The organism is Flavobacterium piscisymbiosum (assembly GCF_020905295.1).
Taxonomy (GTDB): Bacteria; Bacteroidota; Bacteroidia; order Flavobacteriales; family Flavobacteriaceae; genus Flavobacterium; species Flavobacterium piscisymbiosum.
The window spans coordinates 541,742-567,306 of record NZ_JAJJMM010000001.1 but is presented as its reverse complement, the minus strand read 5'-3'; the positions used below and the strand labels follow the sequence as shown (position 1 = coordinate 567,306).

Below are 25,565 nucleotides of genomic sequence, written 5' to 3'. Positions count from 1 at the left end.
GTTCATTGACATATTGAGATAAGAAAATAATAAAAAGTAGAAAGCGTTTTTATTAGCAATAATAAAGACAAAAAAAACGGTCATAATTGATTTTATGATTGGTACAATAAGCAAAATAAGGGCGTATGGGGGATGCCTTGGCTCTCAGAGGCGATGAAAGGCGTGATAAGCTGCGAAAAGCTACGGGGACGGGCACACACCGATTGATCCGTAGATACCTGAATGGGGCAACCCACTATGTTGAAGACATAGTACACCGATAGGTGGGCAAACCCGCTGAACTGAAACATCTAAGTAGGCGGAGGAGAAGAAAACAAAAGTGATTCCGTAAGTAGTGGCGAGCGAACGCGGATTAGCCCAAACCAATGTTGTTACGGCAAGATTGGGGTTGTAGGACCACGACATTTTATGTACAAGGAACCGGAAGTTACTGGAAAGTGACACCATAGAGGGTGATAGTCCCGTATGGGTAACGAGTATAATAGATAGTGGTATCCTGAGTAGGGCGGGGCACGTGAAACCCTGTCTGAATTTGGCGGGACCATCCGCTAAGGCTAAATACTCCTGAGAGACCGATAGTGAACCAGTACCGTGAGGGAAAGGTGAAAAGAACCGTGAATAACGGAGTGAAATAGATCCTGAAACCATACGCTTACAAGCGGTCGGAGCCCTTTCGTGGGGTGACGGCGTGCCTTTTGCATAATGAGCCTACGAGTTAACGTTGCTGGCAAGGTTAAGTGGTTAAGCCACGGATCCGTAGCGAAAGCGAGTCTGAATAGGGCGCTTTAGTCAGTAGTGTTAGACGCGAAACCGTGTGATCTACCCATGGGCAGGATGAAGCTGTGGTAACACACAGTGGAGGTCCGAACCGGTTGACGTTGAAAAGTCTTCGGATGACCTGTGGGTAGGGGTGAAAGGCCAATCAAACTCGGAAATAGCTCGTACTCCCCGAAATGCATTTAGGTGCAGCGTTATGCGTAAAGTTATATAGAGGTAGAGCTACTGATTGGATGCGGGGGCTTCACCGCCTACCAATTCCTGACAAACTCCGAATGCTATATAATGTTTCATAACAGTGAGGGCTTGGGTGCTAAGGTCCAAGTCCGAGAGGGAAAGAACCCAGACCATCAGCTAAGGTCCCCAAATATATACTAAGTTGAAAGAACGAGGTTTGTCTGCCCAGACAGCTAGGATGTTGGCTTGGAAGCAGCCATTCATTTAAAGAGTGCGTAACAGCTCACTAGTCGAGCGGACGAGCATGGATAATAATCGGGCATAAGTATATTACCGAAGCTATGGATTTAGAGTTTACTCTAAGTGGTAGGGGAGCATTCTAACAGGGTTGAAGGTGTATCGTAAGGTATGCTGGACTGGTTAGAAAAGAAAATGTAGGCATAAGTAACGATAATGCGGGCGAGAAACCCGCACACCGAAAAACTAAGGTTTCCACAGCTATGCTAATCAGCTGTGGGTTAGTCTGGTCCTAAGGCGAACCCGAAAGGGACAGTCGATGGCTAACGGGTTAATATTCCCGTACTACTAATTACTGTGATGGGGTGACGGAGTGATGAAAGCGCCGCGAACTGACGGAATAGTTCGTTGAAGTACCTACCTATAAGATCTGCAGGCAAATCCACAGATTTTGGGGAAATACGATAGTACTCGGAGTCTTCGGACAAAGAGATAGTGCGCCTAAGGGCTTCCAAGAAAAACCTCTAAACTTCAGGTAATTAGTACCAGTACCGTAAACCGACACAGGTAGTTGAGGAGAGAATCCTAAGGTGCTCGAGAGATTCATGGCTAAGGAATTAGGCAAAATAGACCTGTAACTTCGGGAGAAAGGTCGCCAGCAGCAATGCTGGCCGCAGTGAAGAGGTCCAGGCGACTGTTTATCAAAAACACAGGGCTCTGCAAAATCGTAAGATGAAGTATAGGGCCTGACACCTGCCCGGTGCTGGAAGGTTAAGAGGAGATGTTATCTTCGGAGAAGCATTGAATTGAAGCCCCAGTAAACGGCGGCCGTAACTATAACGGTCCTAAGGTAGCGAAATTCCTTGTCGGGTAAGTTCCGACCTGCACGAATGGTGTAACGATCTGGACACTGTCTCAGCCATGAGCTCGGTGAAATTGTAGTAACGGTGAAGATGCCGTTTACCCGCAGTGGGACGAAAAGACCCTGTGCACCTTTACTATAGCTTAGTATTGACCTTGGATAAATGATGTGTAGGATAGGTTGGAGACTGTGAAGTGGCGTCGCCAGGCGTTGTGGAGTCATTGTTGAAATACAACCCTTTGTTTATCTGAGGCCTAACCCCGTTTTGCGGGGGACATTGCTTGGTGGGTAGTTTGACTGGGGTGGTCGCCTCCAAAAGAGTAACGGAGGCTTCTAAAGGTTCCCTCAGTACGCTTGGTAACCGTGCGTAGAGTGCAATGGCATAAGGGAGCTTGACTGAGAGACATACAGGTCGATCAGGTACGAAAGTAGAGCATAGTGATCCGGTGGTTCCGCATGGAAGGGCCATCGCTCAAAGGATAAAAGGTACGCCGGGGATAACAGGCTGATCTCCCCCAAGAGCTCATATCGACGGGGGGGTTTGGCACCTCGATGTCGGCTCGTCACATCCTGGGGCTGGAGAAGGTCCCAAGGGTTGGGCTGTTCGCCCATTAAAGTGGCACGCGAGCTGGGTTCAGAACGTCGTGAGACAGTTCGGTCTCTATCTACTGTGGGCGTTAGAAATTTGAGTGGATCTGATTCTAGTACGAGAGGACCGAATTGGACAAACCTCTAGTGTATCTGTTGTCCCGCCAGGGGCACCGCAGAGTAGCTACGTTTGGAAGGGATAAGCGCTGAAAGCATATAAGCGCGAAACCCACCACAAGATGAGATTTCTTTTAAGGATCGTGGAAGATGACCACGTTGATAGGCTATAGATGTAAAGGCAGTAATGTCATAGTCGAGTAGTACTAATAATCCGTAAGCTTATGTACACCCTTTTCCTCCCGAGCAATCGGGAGGAAGAAACTTTCTAATACTTTTATGTTTCTTTATCTCAGTATGTTAAGATATTACTTCAATTAAAAATTAAAAATTGAAGAACAAATTGCCCAAAGCAATTATAACTTCTTAAGGTGGTTATTGCGGCGGGGCTCACCTCTTCCCATCCCGAACAGAGTAGTTAAGCCCGCCTGCGCAGATGGTACTGCAGTTATGTGGGAGAGTATGTCGTCGCCTTTCTTTTAAAGATCCTCATCATTTATTTGATGAGGATTTTTTGTTTTATAAAATACTGGAGTCGTCACCTTTCTTTTAAAGATCCATTATAGGCTATTTTTATATCAGGATACAATTCAAAGAGCATTTGCGCTCTTTCTTGTTGATTCTGTGTCCATTTTTCACGAGACTTGTATAGCAGATACCTACTTCTTGCCAATAGTTGTTTGACAGAATCTCCGTTAGATAAAAGCTTAGGGATATATACTTTGTTCTCTCTTTTTGCCAGCACTATCAATTGATTATCAGCATCCATAGCTTCCCATCGATATTTGATTCTCATCTCTTGTAAGGCTTCCAGTGCTAACTTTTGAACATGGAACCTATCGGTAACTTGTATGGCTTTGGAGAAGCATCTCTTTGATATCAGTTTCATAGAATTAGCCATATCAAGCGTTATTTCTTGTACAGAAGATCTTTTTTTATAATCTATTTTGCTAATGTGTTCTATGACCTGTTCTGCCTTTGTTCCAGCAATAATAGCCACCAAGGAGCCTTTTTTACCTTTGAATTTCTTGTTGGTCACAATGGTGTAAAGCTCTCCCTGAGACAAAGCTACTTCATCAATTGATAAATGTGTACCCATATTCTCAGGGTAAACAATCCACTGATGAGCATGTTCACGTGGAACCCAAGCAGTGAAGGAACTCAGATGCTTTTTATATTGTCTTTGAAGTTTTTTACCGTTAACGCCGAAGAAGCCTCCAATGGTGTGACAATCAGTAGCACTGTTATCTATTAATTTCTTTTAAAAAAGTCGCAAACTCTTGAGTCATGCGGGTTCCCTTGGCTACTAAATTCCAATCTCTTTTAATAATTTCTCCTGTGTTTTTATTTGTCCAACGACGTCTTTTAATATGCAGATACACATACTTACCTCTCAGGGGAAAGTCCTGAATAGTAATCTCATCTTGAAAACCCTTTGATATCAGTTCAAATAAACTAAATTCTTGTGGAGGATTAATTTTCTCTTCAAAATACAAGTGTAATATCTCTTCCGTATTAGTAGAAGAAACTACTTCAAAATGATCTACTAAAAAATCGGGAAGCATAAATTTTAAAAGTTCAATAGGGGTCATCTTTTATTCTTAAAGTGCAAATTTCTTATTTTATTTTGACATTCCCTCCCCAAGATTTGTTCTTGATCCTTTTTTTGTTTTAGATTGGTTCGGGATTTGGTTTAACCGCAAGGAACGCTAGTTTTTTTTAAGATCATTATAAATCGCTAAGTTCGCAAAGCTGTGCGCTTATATGTTGGGATTTGGAAATTGAAACCTTCTTAAAAGTTCTCATTAATATTTTAGAGATAGTTCAAGGTTTAAGCCTTGATGGTACGTTGTGTCCAATGGTTGAAGCCATTGGCTATGTTTGCAAAAAGTCATAAATTACCTAAGTAAAGTGAATACACGTAATATTTTGGAATTTGGAATTTTAGAATTTGGAATTTCTTTTAAAAATTATACTTCTAATTACCCGTAAACTGCGTTAGGGATGGGAGCGGTATTCTTTTGCGATTCACTAAATTTCTGGCGAAGCCAAGCTAAAATCTCTCTCGCAAAAGATTTAGCGGACAGCCCGATCCGTTGCGGCGGAAAAACGCCCAAATAATTCTATTTTGATATTAGACAGAAGGTTTTATTGTTTGTAAAGGTGCTTTATTTTGCTTTTAGCTTCCGAAACCTATATTATAGTTTTGTTTATTTATGCAAAAGAGACAATGTTTCAAATCTTACTTTTGTAATAATATTTTTTGGGTTGTATTTTCAAATTCATTATTCAATTATATTGGTAAATTTGTTTAGCAATTGTTTGAATTATGACGGAATTATTAAGTGTAATAAATAGCTTTCAGGAATTGGATTTGGAAACTGAAGAAATGGTGAGAAAGTATTTTATCGAAGAAAAGTTTCAAAAAAATGAATTTATAATTACTGAAGGTAAAATATGTTCTAAAATCTATTTCATAAGATCTGGTTTAGTACGGCGATTTTGTGTGGAAGATGGAATAGAAGTTACTAAATGGATTTATACCGATAATCAATTTATTACATCGTTGAGTAGTTTTTTTGAACAGAAACCTTCTTTTGAAAATTTTCAGGCTTCTGAAGTAACAATTTTGTATTCATTGTCATATGAGAATGAACAGACTTTATTAGAATATGATTTATTTTCTAAGTTTTATATTAAATTACTACGACTTTACCTTTCTAAATTAAATGAGTTTCATCATTTCTACACTGTAATGAATGCTCAGGATAAGTATTTGTATTTACTCAACACATTACCTCAAATTATTTTGAAAGCTAAGTTAAAGGATATTGCCTCTTTAATTGGTGTAAGTCCCGAAACTTTAAGCAGAATTAGAGCCCAAATTAATTGACTTTAGATCAATAAATAGCATTTGTTTCTTTTCAATATTTGTATGCTATAAAATACAAGAATTTGAAAAATATTGAGATTGGCCACAAAGCTATAATTGGAAAGAATGTGCACGTTGGAAATTTTGTAACTATTGAAAGTGATGTCGTAATTGGAGATAATACCTGGATTGGTAATAATGTGAATATTTTAAATGGCACTAGGATTGGAGAAAATTGTGAAATACATGCGGGAGCAGTCTTAGGTGGTAATCCACAAGATTTGAAATACAAAGGAGAATATACTTTTCTGGAGGTTGGCAATAATACGATTATTAGAGAATTTGTTACGATCAACAAAGGGACTGCGTCAAAGGGTAAAACTATAATTGGCGACAGTAATTTAATTATGGCAAATACTCATATTGGTCACGATTGTTGTATTGGTAATAATTGTATTATTGGTTTTAATGTTGGTATGGCAGGAGAAGTAATTGTGAGAGATTGGGCAAATATTAGTGGATTAACTGCAATTCATCAATTCTCTGTTATTGGCGAGTATTCTATGATTAGTGGTATGAGTCGTGTTGCTAAAGATGTTCCGCCTTATATTTTGGCATCACGAGAACCTTTGTCTTATTACGGTTTAAATACAATTGGATTAAGAAGAAGAGGTTTTGACACTGAAAAGATAAATGAGTTAAAAGATATTTATCGTATTATTTTTCAACAGAAACATAATACTTCTTTTGCTCTGGAATTAATTGAGCAAAAATTTAAACAAACTATAGAACGCGATATTATTATAACTTTTATTAAACAATCGACTAGAGGACTTGTTAAGGGAATTTGAATATTACGTCCTATTCTAATTTTTTTAATGTATTGATTATTATAAAGATATAAAAAGAATACAATATCAATTGCAGATTTGGCTTTGATTAATAACGTATTTCAGAAATATCCCATTTTACTATCGAGGTATTTTTGTTTGCAATTACACGTATTTTTACTTAATTTTTATTATTGTTCTTCTTTTTTTATTCGTTTATGAAATGTCAATTATTCTCTTTTGTCATTTTGGCTAACGCAAACAGCAAAACGACTACATCTCTGATAAGGCTTCTTTAGACTTTTGTATTATAATTTTAAAACAAAAAAAAATGCAAAAGACAATTTTTATTACAGGAGCTTCATCGGGTTTAGGAAAATCAACAGCAAAATTATTTCAAAGTAAGGGTTGGCGAGTAATTGCGACGATGCGTAATCCTGAAAAGGAAACGGAACTCAATAAATTAAAAGATGTATTTGTATTTCCTTTAGATGTAACCCAACCGGAGCAAATTATTTCGACTATAGAAAAAGTTACCAATTTATATTCCACCATAGATGTTGTAATGAATAATGCAGGATATGGTTTAATAGGTGTGTTGGAATCTTTAAACGATGAGCAAATTCAACGTCAGATAACAACAAATTTGCTTAGCGTTATCAGGGTTTCCAAAGCTTTTACTTCTCACTTTCGTGAAAGAAAAAGCGGTACGTTTATTAACATTACTTCGACTTTTGGATTAATTGGATTTCCAACTTGTTCAATTTACAGCGCTACAAAATTTGCTATTGATGGTTTTTCTGAAAGTATGGCCTATGAACTTGCTCAATTTGGAATACAGGTAAAAATTATTGCTCCCGGAGGAATGCAAACCGATTTTGCTGTACGATCTATGGAGGTAGGTCAGCATGAAGCTTATCAAAAATTAACTTCGGAAGTAAGTAAAGGATACAGTGCCGAAAAAATAAGCAATTATACTAAAGTTGAAGACATTGCTGAAATTGTTTATCAATCGGCAACAGATGGAAAAAATCAATTGAGATATGTTGCAGGTTGTGATGCAAACCAATTATATGATGAGCGATTAAATTTGGGTATTGAAACTCAAGTGCAAAATATTAAAACGATGTTTACTTTTTAAATTTTAGATAAAGAATGAAAAATCAAGCTATAGAACTGACTACCTTTAAATTAAATAATTGTACTACCCTACAATTTATTGCTGCAAATAAACAGATTGATGAATTTTTGAAAAAACAAAAAGGATTTGTTTCCAGAAGTATTTTTGAATTGAAAAAGGATATTGTATATGATCTTTTGGTGTGGGAAAGCGCAGAAGATGGTACAGCGGCAATGCATAAATTGATCACGGAATTAAGTGATTCTATCGTACATGATCTTATTGATCAAAGTACAGTAAGCTGGAATATTGCGCGAATAGAACATTTTGTAAATTTGTGTAATAAGGATTAAAAGTTAAAATTCGATAACGAAATAAGTAATGAAAAATCAGCCTAAAATATTCAGCACCATATCTGAGCTTCATCGCGCAATGGGTCAGCCAAAGCCAATGCATCCGCTTATTAGTATTTTAAATTATGGTGAAGCCATTTTTGATCCCAAGGATTTTGAACAAGGTATTATTTTGGATTTTTATAAGATCTCTTTTAAAACTCATTTTAAAGGGAAACTACGATATGGTCATGGTTTTTATGACTTTGAAGAAGGAGGAATGTCATTCGTTTCACCAGGTCAAGTATTGAAAATGCAAGATGAAGAAGCAGATTATAGCGGAATGTCGTTGAATATTCATCCGGATTTTATTCGTCCGTATTCCTTAAATAGTAATATAAAAAAGTATGGATTTTTTAATTATTCAGCTTCAGAAGCTTTGTATTTATCAGATAATGAAAAAGAAACTATTTTAGGTGTTTTTGCTTCGATTCAGAATGAGCTTAAGGAACGCATAGACAACTTTAGTCAGGATGTAATTATATCTCAAATCGAACTTTTACTCAATTATAGCAATCGCTTCTACAATCGACAATTTATTACACGCAAAGCGGTGAATCATGATGTATTGGCTAAATTAGAAACTGAAATAAATGATTATTTTGATCAGGAAAAAACTTTGATAAATGGCGTGCTGACCGTACAGTTTTTGGCTGATCAACTGAATCTTTCACCAAGATATCTGAGCGATTTGTTACGCAATCTTAGTGGTCAAAACACACAGCAGTTTATTCATGATAAATTGATAGAAAAAGCAAAAGAATATATTGCTAACGGGACTTATTCAGTGGCAGAAATTGGGTATAAATTAGGATTCGAACATCCGCAATCGTTCAATAAATTATTTAAAAAGAAGACCAGCTTAAGTCCTGTCGCATTTAAAGAATCATTCAATAAAAATTAAATTATGGCCTCGCTAAATTTCGAACAACTAAAAGAACGCTCTTTAAAAATAAGACAACGTTATCACGAACTAGAACTGAATCATCATGGAAGTGAATGGACTGTAGAAGAAGATGCATTGGCTTTTTTAACAGATGCCGGCCTGGTAGGACGCCATGTAATGTCGCAGCAGGGAAGATGGCCAAAAGAAAATACAGAGCAAGAACTTAAACACAAAATAGGAGAATCTATCTGGTGGCTTACCATTTTAGCCGAAAGGATGAATATAAATATCGAAGTAGCTACAGAAGAGTTTTTAAGTAAAACCGAAAATTTGTTTGAAAAATAATATTTACGATTTTGGTTTTTTTGCCATATGACAAATTCCTTAATAATAACTTTGATTAACTTACCACTATGAAAGAGTTTATAGAATACATATTGCAATTTGGGAGTTTAAATCAGCAGCAAATTGATTTAATTTCTAAAAAAGCAACTGAATTAGAACTTCGAAAAGATGAATATTTTTCGGAAGCTGGAAAAATTGCACAACAAGTTGGGTTTATTTTAGACGGGATTATACGCGTTTGTTATTATAATAATAAAGGAGAAGAAATTACCAAATACTTTATTGACGAGAATAATTTGGTAGTAGATCTAGAGAGTTTTGACAATGAAATTTGTTCCAATGCGTATGTGCAGGCAATAACCGATTGCAAACTTTTGGTTTTTTCGAAAAAAGACTGGAGAGAACTTTTGGATACTATAGTTGGCTGGGATGCGATAGTGCATAAAATTATTTCGAAAGCATTAAGACAAAAAGTAGAAAGAAGAAGTCCATTGGTTTCAGAAGATGCCACCACTCGCTATTTGATGTTTTTAAAAATTTATCCTAATGTTATCAATCGTATCCCGTTATCTTATGTTGCATCGTATTTGGGGATTACCCAATCTTCATTAAGCCGAATTAGAAAAAACATACGCTAAATCACTTTTTGTCAAATGTCAAATGATTTTGTTTTGAAACGGATGACCTTTACTTCAATAATTTAAAACAAGAAAAAAATGAATTCAGTATTAATTACAGGAGCAAATAGAAGCATTGGTTTAGAACTGGTAAAAGAGTTTTCTAACAAGGGATTATTCGTTTATTTAGGAACTCGTGATCTTGAAAAAGGGCAACTAGTAGTAAAAGAGTTAAACGAAAATGGTTTTCAAAACATCAAAGCGATTCAAATTGATGTTACAAATCCGGATACAATTTTGGCAGCCAAAAATATTGTAGAAAGTGAAAAAGGAAAATTAGATATTCTGATAAACAATGCAGGAATCAGCGGAGAATTTCCGCAAAGTGCTTTAGATACATCGATTAAAGACATTCAAAATGTATTTGATACTAATTTTTTTGGTGTTATCAGCGTTACGCAAGTATTTTTAGAATTGCTTAAAAAATCAAAAAGGCCAAGAATAAGTAATATTACATCGGGACTAGGATCTCTAACTTTACATAGTGATCCTACCTGGAAATATTATAATTTTAAAGCAGCAAGTTATGTTACTTCAAAAGCAGCTTTGAATGCCTATACTATTGCATTGGCATATGAGTTGAGAGAATTGCCTTTTAAAATAAATGCAATTGATCCGGGTTATACAGCTACAGATTTTAATCATCATAGTGGTCCGGGTTCAGTAGAAAGTGCTGCGGCTTTTATTATCAAACATACTTTTACAGATGAAAATGCGCCTACAGGACAATTTTTTAGTAATGATATAGAAGATGAATCAGAGGTTAGCCCTTGGTAAAAAAAATAGAATAACTTTTAAATTTTAAAAACCTCCAAAATCAATGACTTTGGAGGTTTCTGGTTTTTATTTCTTCCTTCTTAAGGAAATAATCGTTTGAAGAATGACAGAAGTCATGACAAAAAATAATCCAAGATAAAATGATTGGCTCACTATCTTGCCTTCATTAAAAAATACAAATGCTAAAATTATGGCATAAATAGGTTCTAAATTAAAAGTAAGATTGGTTGTAAAGGCCGGTATTTTTTTTAGTGCTTCTGCAAATAAAACATACAAACCAACGGTACAAAATAAGGATAACAAAATCAGATAAAAAAAGTCATTTCCGTCTGGAATTAAACTTGTAGAAGGAAAGAAAACCAAATATAAAGGCATCAAAACTCCCAGGAAGATTGTGCCACCAATCATTTGATAATAGTTTATAATTTTACTGTCATAAGTTTTTACCAATCTTTCATTATAAATAGTATAAAGCGCCGCAAACGCTGATGAAATGCAGCCCAGTAAAATTCCGGTATGATATGAACTATCAAAATGGAAAATTAAACTAATGCCAAACAAAGTTATAGCACTAAAAAAGAATTGGGAAAAAACAAGTTTGTTTTTATTGAGCAATGGCTCAAAAATGGCAGTAAAAAAGCTTGTTAAACAATAACAAACTACACCAATTGAAATGTTAGAATACTTGATACTTGCATAAAAAAAGACCCAATGAATGGCAATAAAAATGCCGATTTTAGCAATATTCATTTTTTCCCGAATATTGATTTGAACCACTGTCTTGGTTATCTTAATAAGAAAAAATAAAATAATTGCAGAAAGGAAGGTTCTGTACCAAACCAAAAGTCCTTCGTTAAGAGAAATGAGTTTACCAAAAATACCGGTAAAACCCGAAAGTAGTACAGCTAAGTGTAACTTTAGATATGAATTTTTCATGAAAAGTGTCTGCTCGAAACCGAACAAGATTTAATTAATTACTAGTTAAATATGAAGTATGCAAAAACAGTTGATGTAATATCAACGTACAACTTCATCTCATTTTAGAAAGAAATTAAGCTCTTGGCGGAGGAAGACAACCTTTTCTATTCATTGTTTTTGTTTTTTCAAATGTATAAAAATTTGACTCGTACTTTAAAATTAATTAGATTTTTTTCTGAGTTATAATTATTAACGCAATTATGTTGCATTAAAATTAAAAAGGTTAACTTTGGAAAAGGTTACTAAAAAGCAAAAACAACTCAATAAATAATAATATGGCAGAATTTTGGGAAGATAATTTTGTTGACAAACAAGAAATGTGGGGACTTGAACCATCCAAATCAGCATTATTGATAAAAGATTTTTTTGTCGAAAATTCAATTAAAGATATTCTGATTCCGGGAATTGGCTACGGAAGAAATGCGCAGGTTTTTAGAGAAAATGGAATAACGGTAACAGGAATTGAAATCTCAAAAACCGCTATTGAACTGGCTGTAAAACATTACGGCGCGGATCTGAAAATTTATCACGGATCTGTAACCAATATACCTTTTGATACCAAGCAATATGACGGAATATTTTGCTATGCTTTAATTCATTTATTAGATCATAATGAACGAAAAAAGCTAATTCAGGATTGTTACAATCAATTAGCTGATAATGGTTTTATGGTTTTTACGGTTATTACCAAAGAAGCTCATACTTACGGCAAAGGAAAGTTTATAAGTAAGGATCGATACGAAATATTCGATGGCGTTAAAATGTTTTTCTACGACAAAGAATCAGTTCATGAAGAGTTTGATAAATTTGGATTATTTGAGATTACAGAACTTCAGGAGAATTTTCCATTTTTTATGATTAAATGTAAAAAAAAACAAAATTGAAAGTCTAATATTTCTTTAAGTAAAAAACAAAAACTCCATTAGAAATGGAGTTTTTTGTTATCGAATTATTTTTAGATATGCGCTGTAAACGTCGTCTTTAAGAGAGGTTCGCATATAATATAAGTCTTCGTCTTTGGTGTTTAAATCAAATTTAATCAAACCGGCATCACAATAATAAAACAAAGTATCATCAACGGGAAATTCGATATTTGAAATAGGTAAGGTCGTTAATTTTGTTTCAAATGCTATTTCACCATTGTTGATGTCCAGCTGAAAAAGTTTTCCTTTACGGGTATATCCCCAAATATTATCACTTTCCTCAGTGATGTATTCGATATTATCATCTTTAAAATCCGTTTTCCAAATCTGAGTTCCTGTTTTTGAATCTACTGCATAAACAGAAGACACGGTTGTTCCTTGCGCTGCAAAATATATTTTTTTGTCTTTGCTCAATATTCTTTCCTTGATATTGTATTGATTTTCATCAAACTTAAATTCCCATAAAACATCCGGTTTATCAGGACTTAAGGCAAAAAGCACATTTTTGTCATTTGCTATAAATACATTTTCACCATCGGTTACGGGTTTGCTGTGCATATTTTCTTCAAAGCTTTTTTGGTAAAGAAGTTTTCCTGTATTAGCTTCAAAACTATAGAAATTGGGTCCGCTTTGGGTAAAAACTTTATTGTTGAAAAAAAGAACGGGAATATCATTATTGTCAGAATCCAGTTTGTAGTTCCATAATAAACTTCCATCTTTTATATCAAGAGCATAAATGTTATTATTGGGATTTTGAGCAGTTATAAACAGTTTTCCATCACCTACTATTGGAGCCTGGTCCTTTAATATAATTTGATCTGTAATATTACCTAACCTTGATTTCCAGAAAATAGCACCTGTTTGATTATCAACTGCGAAAATTTCGCCGTTTATAAAGGGAACATATACAACTCCGTTAGATAATGTTGCTTTATTTGCGCACATTTCAGTATGAGAATCTGTAGCTTTTGCGGTCCATCCAATTTGTTCAGATTCTAAATCATATGAAAAAAGAGAACCGTCATAATCATAAATTAGAAGTGATGCTTGATCTAATGCAACTTTTTTAAGCGGATTGATCACTTTATTCGTCACCATTTCGCCAGGAGGTAAAGCTTTATTGTTCGAATTTGTTTTACCGGATTTAGAGACGCTTGGTGCTTGTCCAAACATATTTATAAAAGTAAATACAAATAAAAGAGTTATTAGTTTTTTTTTCATTTTTAAAATTGGGGTTTGATCATTGATTTCTTTTTAGCATTATAAAATTACTGTCTAAAAGTAATTGGTCACATGCAAAATTATTTATAAACGTGAATTTGAATTTCTTTTTCAGATTAAATTTTTCAGATATTTTATTAGTACAGTATCTGACATTATTCAAGAAAATTAGAGAACGAATATAACGCTAATTTTTGTTTTCATTGTAGAAGGTTTGGTTTTTATGATTTCTCTGTTAAAAAGAGGTGCTGATGAATTGTTGTTTGCTATAAAAGTTGTGTTGGTTGTTTCTGTTTCATTTTCAGCAGGGTAATAAAATTGTAGTAATAAATATTTCCTATATTAGCTTTAAGAGAAAAAGTATTAGACCTTTATTAAACTAAGAAATTATGAAAAATAAAATTTATTACATCGGATTATTATTCATTAGTACTATAATAATGTCCTGTTCTTCGGATGATAGTTTGAGCTATAAAAATGATTTCGAAAGTAGCGAGAGTACATGGCTAAATTTTAAACAATCTTCAAACAATTCATATAAATATGTTGTTGTCGGAGGTTCTGTGTTTTCGACTTATGGCTGGCAAACCACAATTACAGTCTCAAATGGGAAAATAGTGTCTAGAAATTTTAAATATTTAGGTGATCCAACCAATATTCCAGCTGAAAAATTAGAATGGACAGAGAATGAAAGTGAAATAAATAGCCACCAAAATTCAGGTGCTGCATTTCCTTTAACATTAGACGAAATCTATGCTAAAGCAAAAGAGCAATGGTTAGTTAAGCGAAAAAATGCAACAAATTATTTTGAAGCAAAAAATGACGGCTTGATATCACATTGCGGTTATGTAGAAAAAGGTTGTATGGACGATTGCTTTGTTGGAATTACCATAAAAAGTATTGGAAGTTTATAATTCAACTGATTAAAGTTTTTATTAATAAAGCAAATGCGTTAGTGTAATAGAGGAGATGTAATGATAAAAATTAGATTTTTAATTTTGCTTTTGGTCGTTTATAGTTGCCAAACTAAAGAAACAAAAAGTACTTCGAAAAAACCGGAATTAGAAAAGTCGAATGTAGATGAAATAGAAATACATAAGAGAAGTTTTTTTGTTGGGGATTTAGATAGTGATAAAATCAACGATACCGCATTTGTAAATTATAAATGGAATGCAAAAACAAATGAAATTGAATGCGGAAAATACAATTGTGATATAGATATTGAGTTTAAAAGAAATATTCCAAAAATAAGTTTTGCTCAAAGTTTAGGGGTTTTTGTCGCGAAAACTCAAGATGTTAATAATGACAATGCAAATGAAATAATAATTTTTTCCCGAACAAATGAAGGCTGGTGGAATAAAATTTCAGTTTGGTCATTTAAAAATAAAACCTGGAATATGATTGCAGAAACTGATGGATTCATATCAGATGACAAAGATTTTGAAAATAGAATAATTAAAGAAAAAGGAAAATATTATCTCATTGGTCAGGATAAATGGAACGAAGATGAGAACGGAAATTTTAAAATAATAAAAGTGAAATTGAGTAATTGATTTAATAAAAACTGCAACTGGAGAATTAATATTTTTTCCAATTTTAAGAGTTCATTTATTGCGGCATTATATTTGTCTGGCGTAAAGAAGTTAACGAACCTTAAGCGAAAAATAATATTTTTAAATCAAATGGAAAATAAAATTACTATACCAAAACCCTGCAATCAAAACTGGAATTCAATGCTGCCAAATAAAGAGGGTAGATTTTGTAATTCTTGTAGTAAAACAGTAATTGATTTTACTAAAATGCAGAATACTGAAATTAAAAAATATTTGATTGAAAATTCCAAAGGAGAAAGTATTTGCGGACATTTTAAGTTTGATCAAGTTAAAGGTGAGAATAATGTCAAATATGATAATTTGAGAAATAGATTTAGTAGAATTAGGATTAAACCAATAAAAAAAATGGCCTTGTTTTCACTAAGTCTTCTTTTTTCTTTAACAAGTTGTATGGGAAAAGCAGCAGTAGAGGGAGAACCAGCAGTGATTGATAATGATACAATTAGTGATAGTGAAATCGTCAATAAAGAAATGGATACATTAAAACAGAATGATTCTATAAAAAGTGAAATTATTCAAAAGGAGAAGAAATAATAACAGCGTATTTCAGATCAACGCTTAAAGACTCAATAATTATTCTTTTACCGCAGAGAACACAAAGACTTTTATCTAAGAATGCTTTAGAAAACACAGAGGTCACAAAGCTAAATCAATACAAAGCTTTGGGAACTTTGCCTTTTATAAAAGCTAAGAGTAAAAAAACTTAGCGTTCTTTGCGGTGATTTTTTTTTTACTCCCCAAAAGTTTTGGGATTAATTCGGATTGAATAACATCTTTAGGAAATAAAAGCATAAAAAAACTCCTTAATTTCTTAAGGAGTTTCTTAGTGGGCGATGAGGGGTTCGAACCCCCGACCCCCTCGGTGTAAACGAGGTGCTCTGAACCAGCTGAGCTAATCGCCCTATTTTAATAGGTTGCTATCGTTTGTGATTGCGAGTGCAAATATAAGGCGCTTTTTCAGTTCTGCAAACAAAACCCGTTAAAAATTTAAAGTTTTTTTAAAGTTTTTTCTATCTCGTTGTAATTGAATTTATTATAAAAGAGGTTTTTTTAGTCTTTTTCTTTCAATTTAAAATTTTGTTAGTTTAATGGCAATTCGGCAACAACAAAAGTACTTCCGCCAACATAGATAAAATCGTTTTCAGTTGCATTTTTCTTCGCAGCAGCGAAAGCTTCGGCTACAGAATCGTATTTCTCTCCTAACAAATCATATTTTTTAGCCCCTACTTTCAAGATTTCAGTGTCTAAACCTCTCGACGAATCAGGTCTGCAGAAATAGTATTGTGCATTTTTAGGAAAAAGAGGCAAAATAGAATCCAGGTCTTTATCATTTACAACGCCAAGAACAATATGAAGCTTCTCAAAAGTTTCTTTCTGGATCTGATTCATCACAACCGCCAATCCATGTTTGTTATGTGCTGTGTCGCAAATAATTTTAGGATTTTCGCCCAATTGCTGCCATCTTCCTTGTAAGCCCGTATTTTTTACCACATTTAGTAAACCAGATTTTAAGCTTTCATTAGAAACCTTAAATTCATTTTGAGAATTCAAAATCGCAATAGTTTGCTGAAGTGTTTTTTTATTATGAAACTGATAATCCCCAATTAAATCCGAAGGAAAAACTTCCTGAATTAAATCAGAAGCAAAATATATCGGCGCTTTGTTTTCTTCGGCTTTAGCCAAAAATACAGGCTGAGTTTCATTCGTATATTCACCAATAACAACAGGAACATTCGGCTTAATAATTCCGGCTTTTTCGCCAGCAATTGCTGCCGGAGTATTTCCTAAAAATTGAGTATGATCTAAATCGATGTTTGTAATAACCGACACCAAAGGCGTTATAATATTAGTAGCGTCCAATCTTCCGCCAAGACCAACTTCAATAATAGCAACATCCGTTTTCTCAGAAGCAAAATAATCAAAAGCCAAACCAACCGACATTTCGAAAAAACTCATATCATTCGCTTCAAAAAAGTCTTTGTGTTTCGCTACAAATTCACAAACAAAATCTTCAGATATTTCTTCACCATTTATTTTAATTCTCTCCCTGAAATCCTTTAAGTGAGGCGAAGTATATAAACCAACTTTATATCCCGCTTCCTGCAAAACCGAAGCCAGCATATGCGAGGTCGATCCCTTGCCGTTTGTTCCCGCAACATGAATGCATTTTAACCTGTTTTGTGGGTTATCAAGATGTTTTGCCAATAGTTTAATATTGGTCAAATCTTCCTTATATGCCGAGGCGCCTTGAAGTTGATACATCGGGAGTTGATTAAACATCCAGTTCGTAGTTTCCTGATAGTTCATGTATTTTGGATAAAATAGTTGTCGATTGAAATAATTTTCGTTTTTTTTAGTTTTATATTACAGCGAAAATTATCTTTATTGCAAATTTCAAATATTTTTTAGAATTAATTATTAAAAACCAGAATTAATATATGTTTAGTTTTATTCAATTACAAACAGACACCATTGCAAACGCCGCATCAAACGTAGTTATCGAAAAAATTGCACCAAATACCGAAATCTCAGTTTTAGGATTTATCTTAAAAGGAGGTTTTTTCCTAATCCCAATTGCCCTATTATTATTCTACACCTTTTACGTTATTATAGAACGTTATCTATATATCAGTAAAGCCTCTAAAATCGATGCACGATTAATGCAGGATGTAGGAGACAAACTAAACGCCGGCAATATCGAATTGGCCAGAACAATTGTAGAAAGAAGCAATACCGCTGCAGGAAATATTCTAAAAGAAGGAGTTCTCGTAATAGGAAGACCAATTGCCGAAATCGAATCAAACATGGACCGTGCTGCCGATATCGAAATTGGCGAAATGGAACGACGTTTAGGTCATCTGGGACTTATCGCCGGTATCGCACCAACGTTAGGATTTATCGGAACAATTTCAGGAGTAATCAAAATCTTCTACAGCATCTCAGTAACAGAAAATATTAGTATCGGAAACATTTCCGGAGGTTTATACGAAAAAATGATCAGTTCCGGTTCAGGACTTATTGTAGGTATTATTGCCTATAGCGCTTACCATTTATTAAACGGAAAAATTGATGATTTTGCTTTAAAAATCCAAAAACAAATATTAGAATTTGTCAATATAATTCAAAGAGCATAAGGTATGTCTATTAAGAGAAAAAGAAGATTTCATGCCGAAGTGGCGACTTCATCATTAAGTGATATTATGTTTTTCCTGCTGTTGTTTTTCCTTATAATCTCAACACTTGCAAACCCTAATGTTATCAAAATGACGTTGCCAAAAGCGAAATCAAATGAAAAAACAAACAAACAGCTGATCAGTTTATCAGTTACCGAAGATAAAAAATTCTACATCGACAAAGAACCCGTAGATTTCGAAAATCTCGAAACCAGTCTAATGTCAAAAATAGGAGCAGACAAAGAACAAACCGTTGTCGTTCGAATTCCGTTCAATCTGCAAGTACAGGATTTAGTAGATGTATTGCAAATAGGAGTGAAGAACAATTTAAAGTTTGTGATTGCAACAAGTCCGAAGTAGATTTAAAAATGAGTAATTCAAAATTAGATAGGCTTCAATTCTTATTAGATAAAAAAAAGTTTGCGGATTCAGAATGGGATAACAGAGGATTAATTCCTTCAGATTCTGATTTATGTGAGTACATGGAATCTAGGTTTAATTCATGTTTAAGTTCTTTAATTATTTTGGTAAAAAGTGATTCTTCTCTTGAAATATTGAACAAAGAATTGAATAAAGGCTTAAAGAGTTTCGAGCGTTTTAAATTTGATACGGAAGAAAGAGAATTTATTTGTGATATCTTTTATGCGATTTCAAAAGAAATTGAGATTGATTTTAAAAATGAATTAAACATTTGGCTTTATGGAAATTTTCTTGCTTATGTTTTTAGAATTTCAAGTTTTTTTAAAGTAAAAGAGAAAATTTTGGAAATATTGTCTCAAAATTGTATTAAGTGTAATTCGAACTTAGAGACTTTTATTTTAGCAAGAGAAAATACGATTTTAGATTCTGATTTTTTAATAGTAAGGTGCAGATCTTGTAGAGAGCTTAATTTGATTGATAATGGACCAAATGTGAGGCAATTAAGATTTGGAGAATATGAATTAGTTGAACAATTGCCTAAAAGTAATTATGATTTGGAGGGAGCTAAGATTAGATTAAAACAATTACAGTTTTTTAGAAAATAATGGTATTAAAAAAGGCTTTCTGAAATATTTCAGAAAGCCTTTTTTATATTTATTAAAATTAGTGTAAATCCGTGCAATTCGTGTTTCTTAATCCAAACTAAAATTATAAATAATCTTACCAACTTGTTTCGCCGCAGCATCAGCATCAGCCTCCCATTTTGTATTCATGGCAGCAATCTTCGCCTGATCAAGTAAACATCTTGCCGTATTTGTAGTACCTTTTATTCCTGGAGTTGCACTAATCGTTTTTCCGTTTTGATCTACCGTGATTTCAACAACAACTCTTCCTTCTTCATTACAAGTATATTTTGGTGCAGGTTTCGACAAGGCCTTTCTGGTTCCTAAAGAGTATCCTGATCCGCCACCAGAACCACCCCCGCTTCCGGCTCCATAACCGCTTCCTGTACCAACTCCATTTCCGGTACCGTTTCCACCGCCAGTTCCGCCACCGGAACCTCCGGCGCCATAATATCCGTTAGAACCTAAACTTCCGTTAGCTTTTCCTTTATTTCCTGCTACTTTATCATCACCATCGCCACCTTTGTTCGATCCTTTTAAAATACTTGACAAAGCATCATTGGTAGAATTAGAAACTTTTGGTTTTTCAGGAACAGGTTTAGCTTCCGGTTTTACAACAGGAGTAGCTTTTTTAGGCTTTTCTTTTGTCGGAATTATTACGTCATTAGCATCGTCTTTTGTGTTTTCCTGTGTAATAATCGCTTCGTCTGGAGTAGCTTTTGCAGGAGCTTGTTTTACGTTGTTTTTTACGTTTAAAACTTCACTCTTATAATTAGCTCCGGATCCTAAATCACTATCCCCAAAATTAACCGTCACGCCGCCACCGCCACCGCCTGAAGCAAGTGCAGCATTGTTCTCCGGATTATAAGGAGGCCAAAAACGAATGAAAAATAAAAGCAACAACAAAACAGCATAAATAGCTGTAGATATTAGTAGCGATTTCTTTTTATCTGAAGAATCCGTAAAAGTCATTTTGATTCTGAGTTTTGTAATAGTATTTAATAAAAACGTTTAAAAGTAGTAAAAATTGTTTAGAATATGCGAGAGAATTTAACTGCAAAGTTCGCAAAGCTGTTTGTTTTAATCTCGCAAAGTCGCAGAGTCGCAAAGAAAAATTTAAAAAGAAAAACTTTGCGACTCTGCGACTTTGCGAGAAATAAATTAGCGTTCCTTGCGTAAAATCCTTGCGAACTTCGCGGTTAGATCTCAAAAAAAACGAGCCAAAGATTATTTGACTCGTTTAGAATGAAAGTATAAAAAATTATACTAATTGTTTCAATGCAATTTCAAAAGCAGTTGCACTAATATTTGTTTTAGATGGATTTAAAGCATGAGCTTTTACAATCGCATTTTTTATAATTTCAGAAGTATCATTAAAAATAGCCTCATCCGTCATTTGTACTTTTTTCTCCATAAAATAAGCAAAAACTCTTGCCATTCCGCAGTTCGAAATAAAATCAGGAATCAAACTTACTTTATGATCCACTTCTTCCATAATAGAACCAAAGAAAATTTCCTTGTCAGCAAAAGGAACATTCGCACCACAAGAAATAACCTCTAATCCGTTTGCGATCAGGCTGTCAATTTGAGTTTGTTGTACCAATCTTGATGCAGCGCAGGGTGTGAAAATTTCAGCACCAATCGTCCATATTTTAGAGTTGATTTCTTCAAACGGAATCATGTTATCAGCTACTAATTTATTACCGTCTTTATTAAGGAATAAAGTTCTAATTTCTTCAAAAGAAAAACCTTCTTCTTTGATTAGTCCACCATCACGGTCAATAATCCCAATCACTTTTGCGCCCATTTCAGCAAGGTAAAAAGCGGCAGCGGAACCTACGTTTCCAAAACCTTGTACAATTGCTTTTTTACCTTTTATGTCTCCGCCATATGTTGCGTAGAAATGACGAACCGCTTCGGCAACGCCATAACCAGTAATCATGTCGGCAACAGTATATTTACGAGTTACATCCGGAGAGAACTTAGGGTTTTCAATCACCTTAATTACACCCTGACGTAATTGACCAATTCTATTAATTTTATCTGCTTCGGTTGGTTTAAAATGTCCGTTAAAAACACCTTCCTGCGGATGCCAAACACCACATTCTTCCGTCATTGGGATTACTTCGTGAATTTCATCCACATTCAAATCTCCACCGGTTCCGTAATAACTTTTTAATAAAGGAGAAACAGCTTTGTACCAACGTTGCAAAACACCTTTTTTACGAGGATCATTCGGGTCAAAATTAATTCCGGATTTTGCGCCTCCAATTGCAGGACCAGAAACCGAAAACTTCACTTCCATTGTTTTGGCCAATGATAAAACTTCATTCATATCCAAGCCTTTTCTCATTCTTGTTCCTCCACCTGCAGCTCCTCCGCGAAGTGAATTAATAACAGTCCAACCTTCAGCTTCAGTTTCAGAATCTTTCCAGTTAAAAACAATTTCAGGCTCTTTATTTTCAAATTGCTGTAATAAATCTTTCATTTTGTTGAGATATGTTTAGTTTGCGTAAAAGTATAAAATAGAATAATGCGAATAATGTATTCTGTTGCAATTTTAACAAACAAAAAAAAGAAAGCCGAAAACAAATTGTTTTCGGCTTTCATATTCTATAAAATTTAGTAGAATTTTTATATTCCTAATAAATGTTTTTTCAGTGTTTCGTCTACCGGTTTATTAGAAAGCCAGATTCCGAACAATGCTTTTTTGAAATCGAATCCGGGAACTTTTCCCTTCAAAACTTCATTTTTATAAACATTGATAGTTTGATCAAGCGGATTGTAACCTAAAACAAAAACATCTTTTTCTTTAATAGCATCGCTGAGCAGTTTTTTAAAATCTTCTATTCTTGGTCGCAATTCTTCAAGATTACTTCCTGCCGATTTTTCGAAACCAGTATTCATTGCTTTCGTTAATTTGTTTGAAGAAACCATTGATGATGTAATTTCAATTCGAATAGCCATCTCAGTATCACTGTCAATAATAAATTGAGGATCCTGACTTAATTGAGATAAATACAATGCCTGAACATAAACTTCGAGCCACATTTTAGATCTTCCTCCGGCTCCGTTAAGTTGCAAAGTTTTGTTTTGAAATTCAATTTTTCTAGGAACCGTAACGCCATTTACTTCTAATTGAGTTTGGGCAGAGACCGTAGAAAATTGTATGCTTAAAAGGAGAGTGAGTAATAGTAAAATCTTTTTCATGTTCTGTCAATTTTATAATTTTTAGGCAAAAATAATGTTAATTTATCAATTAAACGTCGTTTATTCGAGAGTTTTTTTCTTACGGCATTCAAGTTTTTTTATTGTATTTAATTAATAATCAAATTAGTAAGACTTGTTTTACGTAGATTTACGTGTTTTATGACTTGTTTAATCTTTTTGCTCTGGTAAATTAACCAAACATCCTACTGGACCTCGTTTTTAACTGTAATTATATTCTTCAATTTTACAGAAAACGTTGCAAACTTAGCGTCTGTATTGCTAAATTTCATTATTATTACGAAAACGATATCGTAATTGTTGCAAATCTCTTAAATTTATATGCACGCATTGTTAATTCCACATTTAAAAATTATCTTTGAAAGCCTTTTTTAAGGAAATAAAAACAATTCAAAAAACAAAAATAACCATCAGCTAAGCAAAATTTTAAAAATTTGGTTTAGGGGAAATAATAAAACAATATAACTATGGATTTCAATCTGACCGAAGAACATTTAATGATTCAACAAGCTGCCAGAGATTTTGCTCAAAACGAATTGTTACCGGGCGTTATTGAACGTGACGAAAAGCAAATTTTTCCGACTGAGCAAGTAAAAAAAATGGGACAACTAGGATTCATGGGAATGATGGTTGATCCTAAATACGGAGGTAGCGGTCTGGATGCGATTTCATATGTTATTGCTATGGAGGAAATCTCAAAAGTTGATGCATCAGCTTCTGTAGTCATGTCTGTAAACAACTCATTAGTTTGTTGGGGTTTGCAGGAATTTGGAACCGAAGAACAAAAACAAAAATATTTACCGGGTTTAGCCTCTGGTGAAATTCACGGAGCATTTTGTTTAAGTGAGCCGGAAGCGGGTAGTGATGCAACTTCGCAAAAAACTACTGCGGTAGATATGGGAGATCACTATATTGTAAACGGAACAAAAAACTGGATTACAAACGGAAACACAGCATCAGTTTATTTGGTAATTGCTCAAACACATCCTGAATTAAAACACAAAGGAATTAATGCGTTGATCATGACCAAAGATATGCCAGGCTTTTCTATTGGTCCAAAAGAACAAAAGATGGGAATTCGCGGTTCTGATACACACTCTTTAATGTTTAGTGATGTAAAAGTTCCTAAAGAAAACAGAATTGGAGAAGACGGTTTCGGATTCAAATTTGCAATGAAAACCCTTGCTGGCGGACGTATCGGAATTGCGTCTCAGGCGTTAGGAATTGCTTCAGGAGCTTATGAGTTGGCTTTGAAATATTCGAGAGAACGTAAAGCTTTTGGAACTGAAATCTGCAATCACCAAGCCATTGCTTTTAAATTGGCAGATATGGCGGTGAATATAGAAGCAGCACGCCATTTATGTATGAAAGCAGCTTGGGACAAAGACCAACATAAAAACTACGATGTAAGTGGTGCAATGGCAAAATTATTTGCTTCGCAAGTGGCAATGGATACGGCTGTAGAAGCGGTTCAGATTCACGGAGGAAATGGTTACGTAAAAGAATACCATGTAGAGCGTTTTATGCGCGATGCAAAAATTACTCAGATCTATGAAGGAACTTCAGAGATTCAGAAAATTGTAATTTCAAGATCTGTAATTGCAGGATAAACCAAAATTCGTTTTTATATAAAAAAATACCCTTTCAGCTTTTTTAGCATCGAAAGGGTTTTTTTATGGAGATTTTTTTTAATTTTCAGAATATTATACTTTTAAACCAATAACTTAGCTATTCATTCAGTTTTTATTTTATGAAAAAAATATACTTTCTTCTTCCGTTTGTTCTGTTAGCCTGCAAGTCAAATCCCACTGCAGTAAGCGAACAAGTTTCAAAATCGATTTCAAAACCGCTTGAAATTACCTATAAAGTAAATGAAGACGAAGTGTCGGATTTTCTAAAATATCTTTCTTCGGATGAATTAGAAGGTCGTGAAACCGGAACAAAAGGAATCGAAAAAGCAGCAGTATTTTTGGAAGATTTTTTTAAGAAGAATAATGTAAAACCTTATTTTTCTTCTTATCGAGATACCCTGACTAATTTTAAATCACCAGCCTATAATATTGTTGGAGTTCTGGAAGGAACTGATCCTGTTCTTAAAAAAGAATTTGTGGTGTTAAGTGCGCATTATGATCATATTGGTCTGGAGAAAAAGCAGCAGGATGATGTAATTAATAATGGTGCTAACGATGACGCTTCAGGAGTTACAGCTGTTGCAGAAATAGCGAAATATTTTAGTGAAACAAAATCGAATAAACGCAGTATTCTTTTTGTGTTTTTTGCCGGCGAAGAAAAAGGCTTGTTAGGTTCTAAAAGTTTAGTACAGAAACTTCAAAAGCAAAACTTCAATTTATATGCGCAACTCAATATCGAAATGATTGGTGTGCCAATGAAACGCGATTATCTGGCTTACATTACCGGTTTTGATAAATCGAACATGGCAGAAAAGATAAACGAATATACCGGTAAAAAGACCATTGGGTTTTTACCAAAAGAAGCTCATTATGAATTGTTTTACAGATCAGATAATTATTCGTTTTACGAAGTATTTAAGAAACCGTGTCAATCGATAAGTACTTTTGATTTTGAAAACTTTGATTTCTATCATCATGTTTCGGATGAATTTAAAGTAATGGACATTCCGCATATCACTTCTTTTATTCAGGAGTTTTTGCCAGCCGTGACAAAAATTGCTACTACGCCAACAGAAGAAATTACAATGAATAAATAAT

At 34.2% G+C, this 25,565-nt stretch carries 25 protein-coding genes, 1 tRNA gene and 2 rRNA genes; 19 read left to right on the top strand and 9 right to left on the bottom strand.

Going from position 1 to position 25,565, the window contains the following annotated elements:
- The first annotated feature begins 104 nt into the window (after nt 1-104).
- Nucleotides 105-2,988: ribosomal RNA gene (locus LNP81_RS02715) — 23S ribosomal RNA — on the top strand.
- Between the two features lie 137 nt (nt 2,989-3,125).
- Nucleotides 3,126-3,235, top strand: a 5S ribosomal RNA gene (gene rrf, locus LNP81_RS02710).
- 61 nt (nt 3,236-3,296) lie between these two features.
- Here the strand turns inward: rrf and LNP81_RS02705 are convergent.
- Together LNP81_RS02705 and LNP81_RS02700 are read right to left on the bottom strand one after the other, a co-directional pair.
- Nucleotides 3,297-3,980 carry an ISAon1 family transposase gene (locus LNP81_RS02705; protein ID WP_428979544.1) on the bottom strand — a complete coding sequence of 228 codons (684 nt, stop codon included), beginning with the start codon at nt 3,978-3,980 and terminating at the stop codon, nt 3,297-3,299.
- Nucleotides 3,981-4,002: 22 nt separating this feature from the next.
- Nucleotides 4,003-4,350, bottom strand: coding sequence for an ISAon1 family transposase N-terminal region protein (locus LNP81_RS02700; protein ID WP_230033248.1), 348 nt, complete (start codon nt 4,348-4,350; stop codon nt 4,003-4,005).
- A 737-nt stretch (nt 4,351-5,087) separates the two neighbouring features.
- Here LNP81_RS02700 and LNP81_RS02695 point away from each other — a divergent pair.
- The 8 genes from LNP81_RS02695 (at nt 5,088) to LNP81_RS02660 (ending at nt 10,657) form a co-directional block, all read left to right on the top strand.
- On the top strand, nt 5,088-5,651 hold the full coding sequence (locus LNP81_RS02695) for a Crp/Fnr family transcriptional regulator (protein ID WP_230033247.1): 564 nt from the start codon (nt 5,088-5,090) through the stop codon (nt 5,649-5,651).
- Between the two features lie 62 nt (nt 5,652-5,713).
- Nucleotides 5,714-6,481, top strand: a complete 768-nt coding sequence (lpxA, locus tag LNP81_RS02690; protein ID WP_230033246.1) for an acyl-ACP--UDP-N-acetylglucosamine O-acyltransferase — start codon at nt 5,714-5,716, stop codon at nt 6,479-6,481.
- 310 nt (nt 6,482-6,791) lie between these two features.
- Entirely contained in the window at nt 6,792-7,601 is an 810-nt protein-coding gene (locus LNP81_RS02685; protein ID WP_230033244.1) for an SDR family oxidoreductase, read from the top strand.
- 14 nt (nt 7,602-7,615) lie between these two features.
- Nucleotides 7,616-7,933, top strand: a complete 318-nt coding sequence (locus LNP81_RS02680) for a hypothetical protein (protein WP_230033242.1) — start codon at nt 7,616-7,618, stop codon at nt 7,931-7,933.
- A gap of 28 nt (nt 7,934-7,961) precedes the next feature.
- Complete coding sequence (locus LNP81_RS02675; protein WP_230033240.1) at nt 7,962-8,876, top strand: helix-turn-helix domain-containing protein; 915 nt, start codon at nt 7,962-7,964, stop codon at nt 8,874-8,876.
- A 3-nt stretch (nt 8,877-8,879) separates the two neighbouring features.
- Nucleotides 8,880-9,203 carry a nucleoside triphosphate pyrophosphohydrolase family protein gene (locus tag LNP81_RS02670; RefSeq protein ID WP_230033238.1) on the top strand — a complete coding sequence of 108 codons (324 nt, stop codon included), beginning with the start codon at nt 8,880-8,882 and terminating at the stop codon, nt 9,201-9,203.
- 68 nt (nt 9,204-9,271) lie between these two features.
- Nucleotides 9,272-9,841 carry a Crp/Fnr family transcriptional regulator gene (locus LNP81_RS02665; protein ID WP_230033236.1) on the top strand — a complete coding sequence of 190 codons (570 nt, stop codon included), beginning with the start codon at nt 9,272-9,274 and terminating at the stop codon, nt 9,839-9,841.
- A 78-nt stretch (nt 9,842-9,919) separates the two neighbouring features.
- The gene (locus LNP81_RS02660; RefSeq protein WP_230033234.1) at nt 9,920-10,657 is read left to right on the top strand and encodes an SDR family NAD(P)-dependent oxidoreductase; all 738 of its coding nucleotides are present in this window, start codon (nt 9,920-9,922) and stop codon (nt 10,655-10,657) included.
- Nucleotides 10,658-10,723: 66 nt separating this feature from the next.
- Here the strand turns inward: LNP81_RS02660 and LNP81_RS02655 are convergent, their stop codons facing one another.
- Nucleotides 10,724-11,593 carry a DMT family transporter gene (locus tag LNP81_RS02655; protein WP_230033233.1) on the bottom strand — a complete coding sequence of 290 codons (870 nt, stop codon included), beginning with the start codon at nt 11,591-11,593 and terminating at the stop codon, nt 10,724-10,726.
- 317 nt (nt 11,594-11,910) lie between these two features.
- Between LNP81_RS02655 and LNP81_RS02650 the strand changes: the two genes are divergently transcribed.
- Entirely contained in the window at nt 11,911-12,519 is a 609-nt protein-coding gene (locus LNP81_RS02650) for a class I SAM-dependent methyltransferase (protein WP_230033231.1), read from the top strand.
- A gap of 57 nt (nt 12,520-12,576) precedes the next feature.
- Here the strand turns inward: LNP81_RS02650 and LNP81_RS02645 are convergent, their stop codons facing one another.
- On the bottom strand, nt 12,577-13,779 hold the full coding sequence (locus LNP81_RS02645) for an outer membrane protein assembly factor BamB family protein (protein WP_230033229.1): 1,203 nt from the start codon (nt 13,777-13,779) through the stop codon (nt 12,577-12,579).
- A 389-nt stretch (nt 13,780-14,168) separates the two neighbouring features.
- Between LNP81_RS02645 and LNP81_RS02640 the strand changes: the two genes are divergently transcribed.
- The 3 genes from LNP81_RS02640 to LNP81_RS02630 all read left to right on the top strand — a co-directional run bounded on the left by LNP81_RS02640 (nt 14,169) and on the right by LNP81_RS02630 (nt 15,926).
- Nucleotides 14,169-14,693, top strand: coding sequence for a hypothetical protein (locus LNP81_RS02640; protein ID WP_230033227.1), 525 nt, complete (start codon nt 14,169-14,171; stop codon nt 14,691-14,693).
- 60 nt (nt 14,694-14,753) lie between these two features.
- Nucleotides 14,754-15,332, top strand: coding sequence for a hypothetical protein (locus tag LNP81_RS02635; RefSeq protein ID WP_230033225.1), 579 nt, complete (start codon nt 14,754-14,756; stop codon nt 15,330-15,332).
- A gap of 129 nt (nt 15,333-15,461) precedes the next feature.
- Nucleotides 15,462-15,926 carry a hypothetical protein gene (locus LNP81_RS02630; protein ID WP_230033223.1) on the top strand — a complete coding sequence of 155 codons (465 nt, stop codon included), beginning with the start codon at nt 15,462-15,464 and terminating at the stop codon, nt 15,924-15,926.
- A 293-nt stretch (nt 15,927-16,219) separates the two neighbouring features.
- Here LNP81_RS02630 and LNP81_RS02625 read toward each other — a convergent pair.
- A tRNA-Val gene (locus LNP81_RS02625) sits at nt 16,220-16,294 on the bottom strand.
- A gap of 178 nt (nt 16,295-16,472) precedes the next feature.
- Nucleotides 16,473-17,699 (bottom strand): bifunctional folylpolyglutamate synthase/dihydrofolate synthase, encoded by a 1,227-nt coding sequence (locus LNP81_RS02620; RefSeq protein ID WP_230033221.1) that lies wholly within the window; start codon nt 17,697-17,699, stop codon nt 16,473-16,475.
- A gap of 131 nt (nt 17,700-17,830) precedes the next feature.
- On the opposite strand from LNP81_RS02620, the gene LNP81_RS02615 reads away from it, so the two are divergent.
- From LNP81_RS02615 to LNP81_RS02605, 3 genes are read left to right on the top strand one after another with little or no spacing between them, the layout of a single operon-like run.
- Nucleotides 17,831-18,526: a MotA/TolQ/ExbB proton channel family protein gene (locus tag LNP81_RS02615; RefSeq protein WP_121322285.1), complete on the top strand. Its 696-nt coding sequence runs from the start codon at nt 17,831-17,833 to the stop codon at nt 18,524-18,526.
- Between the two features lie 3 nt (nt 18,527-18,529).
- Nucleotides 18,530-18,925, top strand: coding sequence for an ExbD/TolR family protein (locus LNP81_RS02610; RefSeq protein WP_026983008.1), 396 nt, complete (start codon nt 18,530-18,532; stop codon nt 18,923-18,925).
- 8 nt (nt 18,926-18,933) lie between these two features.
- Nucleotides 18,934-19,590: a DUF4844 domain-containing protein gene (locus LNP81_RS02605; protein ID WP_230033219.1), complete on the top strand. Its 657-nt coding sequence runs from the start codon at nt 18,934-18,936 to the stop codon at nt 19,588-19,590.
- Between the two features lie 87 nt (nt 19,591-19,677).
- On the opposite strand, the gene LNP81_RS02600 is transcribed toward LNP81_RS02605, so the two are convergent.
- The 3 genes from LNP81_RS02600 to LNP81_RS02590 form a co-directional block, all read right to left on the bottom strand.
- Nucleotides 19,678-20,580 carry an energy transducer TonB gene (locus LNP81_RS02600; protein ID WP_230033217.1) on the bottom strand — a complete coding sequence of 301 codons (903 nt, stop codon included), beginning with the start codon at nt 20,578-20,580 and terminating at the stop codon, nt 19,678-19,680.
- Nucleotides 20,581-20,869: 289 nt separating this feature from the next.
- Entirely contained in the window at nt 20,870-22,096 is a 1,227-nt protein-coding gene (locus LNP81_RS02595; RefSeq protein ID WP_194617106.1) for a Glu/Leu/Phe/Val dehydrogenase dimerization domain-containing protein, read from the bottom strand.
- A gap of 146 nt (nt 22,097-22,242) precedes the next feature.
- Complete coding sequence (locus LNP81_RS02590) at nt 22,243-22,818, bottom strand: chalcone isomerase family protein (protein WP_230033215.1); 576 nt, start codon at nt 22,816-22,818, stop codon at nt 22,243-22,245.
- A 485-nt stretch (nt 22,819-23,303) separates the two neighbouring features.
- Between LNP81_RS02590 and LNP81_RS02585 the strand changes: the two genes are divergently transcribed.
- Nucleotides 23,304-24,446, top strand: a complete 1,143-nt coding sequence (locus tag LNP81_RS02585) for an acyl-CoA dehydrogenase (RefSeq protein WP_230033213.1) — start codon at nt 23,304-23,306, stop codon at nt 24,444-24,446.
- A gap of 140 nt (nt 24,447-24,586) precedes the next feature.
- Nucleotides 24,587-25,564: a M20/M25/M40 family metallo-hydrolase gene (locus tag LNP81_RS02580; RefSeq protein WP_230033211.1), complete on the top strand. Its 978-nt coding sequence runs from the start codon at nt 24,587-24,589 to the stop codon at nt 25,562-25,564.
- Nucleotide 25,565 lies beyond the last annotated feature (1 nt).

Excerpts from the sequence above, each read along its gene's own strand:
- LNP81_RS02700 (WP_230033248.1), bottom strand. The coding sequence starts at position 4,350 with ATGACCCCTATTGAACTTTTAAAATTTATGCTTCCCGATTTTTTAGTA.
- LNP81_RS02695 (WP_230033247.1), top strand. The coding sequence starts at position 5,088 with ATGACGGAATTATTAAGTGTAATAAATAGCTTTCAGGAATTGGATTTG.
- LNP81_RS02685 (WP_230033244.1), top strand. The coding sequence starts at position 6,792 with ATGCAAAAGACAATTTTTATTACAGGAGCTTCATCGGGTTTAGGAAAA.
- LNP81_RS02680 (WP_230033242.1), top strand. The coding sequence starts at position 7,616 with ATGAAAAATCAAGCTATAGAACTGACTACCTTTAAATTAAATAATTGT.
- LNP81_RS02675 (WP_230033240.1), top strand. The coding sequence starts at position 7,962 with ATGAAAAATCAGCCTAAAATATTCAGCACCATATCTGAGCTTCATCGC.
- LNP81_RS02670 (WP_230033238.1), top strand. The coding sequence starts at position 8,880 with ATGGCCTCGCTAAATTTCGAACAACTAAAAGAACGCTCTTTAAAAATA.
- LNP81_RS02665 (WP_230033236.1), top strand. The coding sequence starts at position 9,272 with ATGAAAGAGTTTATAGAATACATATTGCAATTTGGGAGTTTAAATCAG.
- LNP81_RS02660 (WP_230033234.1), top strand. The coding sequence starts at position 9,920 with ATGAATTCAGTATTAATTACAGGAGCAAATAGAAGCATTGGTTTAGAA.
- LNP81_RS02655 (WP_230033233.1), bottom strand. The coding sequence starts at position 11,593 with ATGAAAAATTCATATCTAAAGTTACACTTAGCTGTACTACTTTCGGGT.
- LNP81_RS02650 (WP_230033231.1), top strand. The coding sequence starts at position 11,911 with ATGGCAGAATTTTGGGAAGATAATTTTGTTGACAAACAAGAAATGTGG.
- LNP81_RS02645 (WP_230033229.1), bottom strand. The coding sequence starts at position 13,779 with ATGAAAAAAAAACTAATAACTCTTTTATTTGTATTTACTTTTATAAAT.
- LNP81_RS02640 (WP_230033227.1), top strand. The coding sequence starts at position 14,169 with ATGAAAAATAAAATTTATTACATCGGATTATTATTCATTAGTACTATA.
- LNP81_RS02635 (WP_230033225.1), top strand. The coding sequence starts at position 14,754 with ATGATAAAAATTAGATTTTTAATTTTGCTTTTGGTCGTTTATAGTTGC.
- LNP81_RS02630 (WP_230033223.1), top strand. The coding sequence starts at position 15,462 with ATGGAAAATAAAATTACTATACCAAAACCCTGCAATCAAAACTGGAAT.
- LNP81_RS02620 (WP_230033221.1), bottom strand. The coding sequence starts at position 17,699 with ATGAACTATCAGGAAACTACGAACTGGATGTTTAATCAACTCCCGATG.
- LNP81_RS02615 (WP_121322285.1), top strand. The coding sequence starts at position 17,831 with ATGTTTAGTTTTATTCAATTACAAACAGACACCATTGCAAACGCCGCA.
- LNP81_RS02610 (WP_026983008.1), top strand. The coding sequence starts at position 18,530 with ATGTCTATTAAGAGAAAAAGAAGATTTCATGCCGAAGTGGCGACTTCA.
- LNP81_RS02605 (WP_230033219.1), top strand. The coding sequence starts at position 18,934 with ATGAGTAATTCAAAATTAGATAGGCTTCAATTCTTATTAGATAAAAAA.
- LNP81_RS02600 (WP_230033217.1), bottom strand. The coding sequence starts at position 20,580 with ATGACTTTTACGGATTCTTCAGATAAAAAGAAATCGCTACTAATATCT.
- LNP81_RS02595 (WP_194617106.1), bottom strand. The coding sequence starts at position 22,096 with ATGAAAGATTTATTACAGCAATTTGAAAATAAAGAGCCTGAAATTGTT.
- LNP81_RS02590 (WP_230033215.1), bottom strand. The coding sequence starts at position 22,818 with ATGAAAAAGATTTTACTATTACTCACTCTCCTTTTAAGCATACAATTT.
- LNP81_RS02585 (WP_230033213.1), top strand. The coding sequence starts at position 23,304 with ATGGATTTCAATCTGACCGAAGAACATTTAATGATTCAACAAGCTGCC.
- LNP81_RS02580 (WP_230033211.1), top strand. The coding sequence starts at position 24,587 with ATGAAAAAAATATACTTTCTTCTTCCGTTTGTTCTGTTAGCCTGCAAG.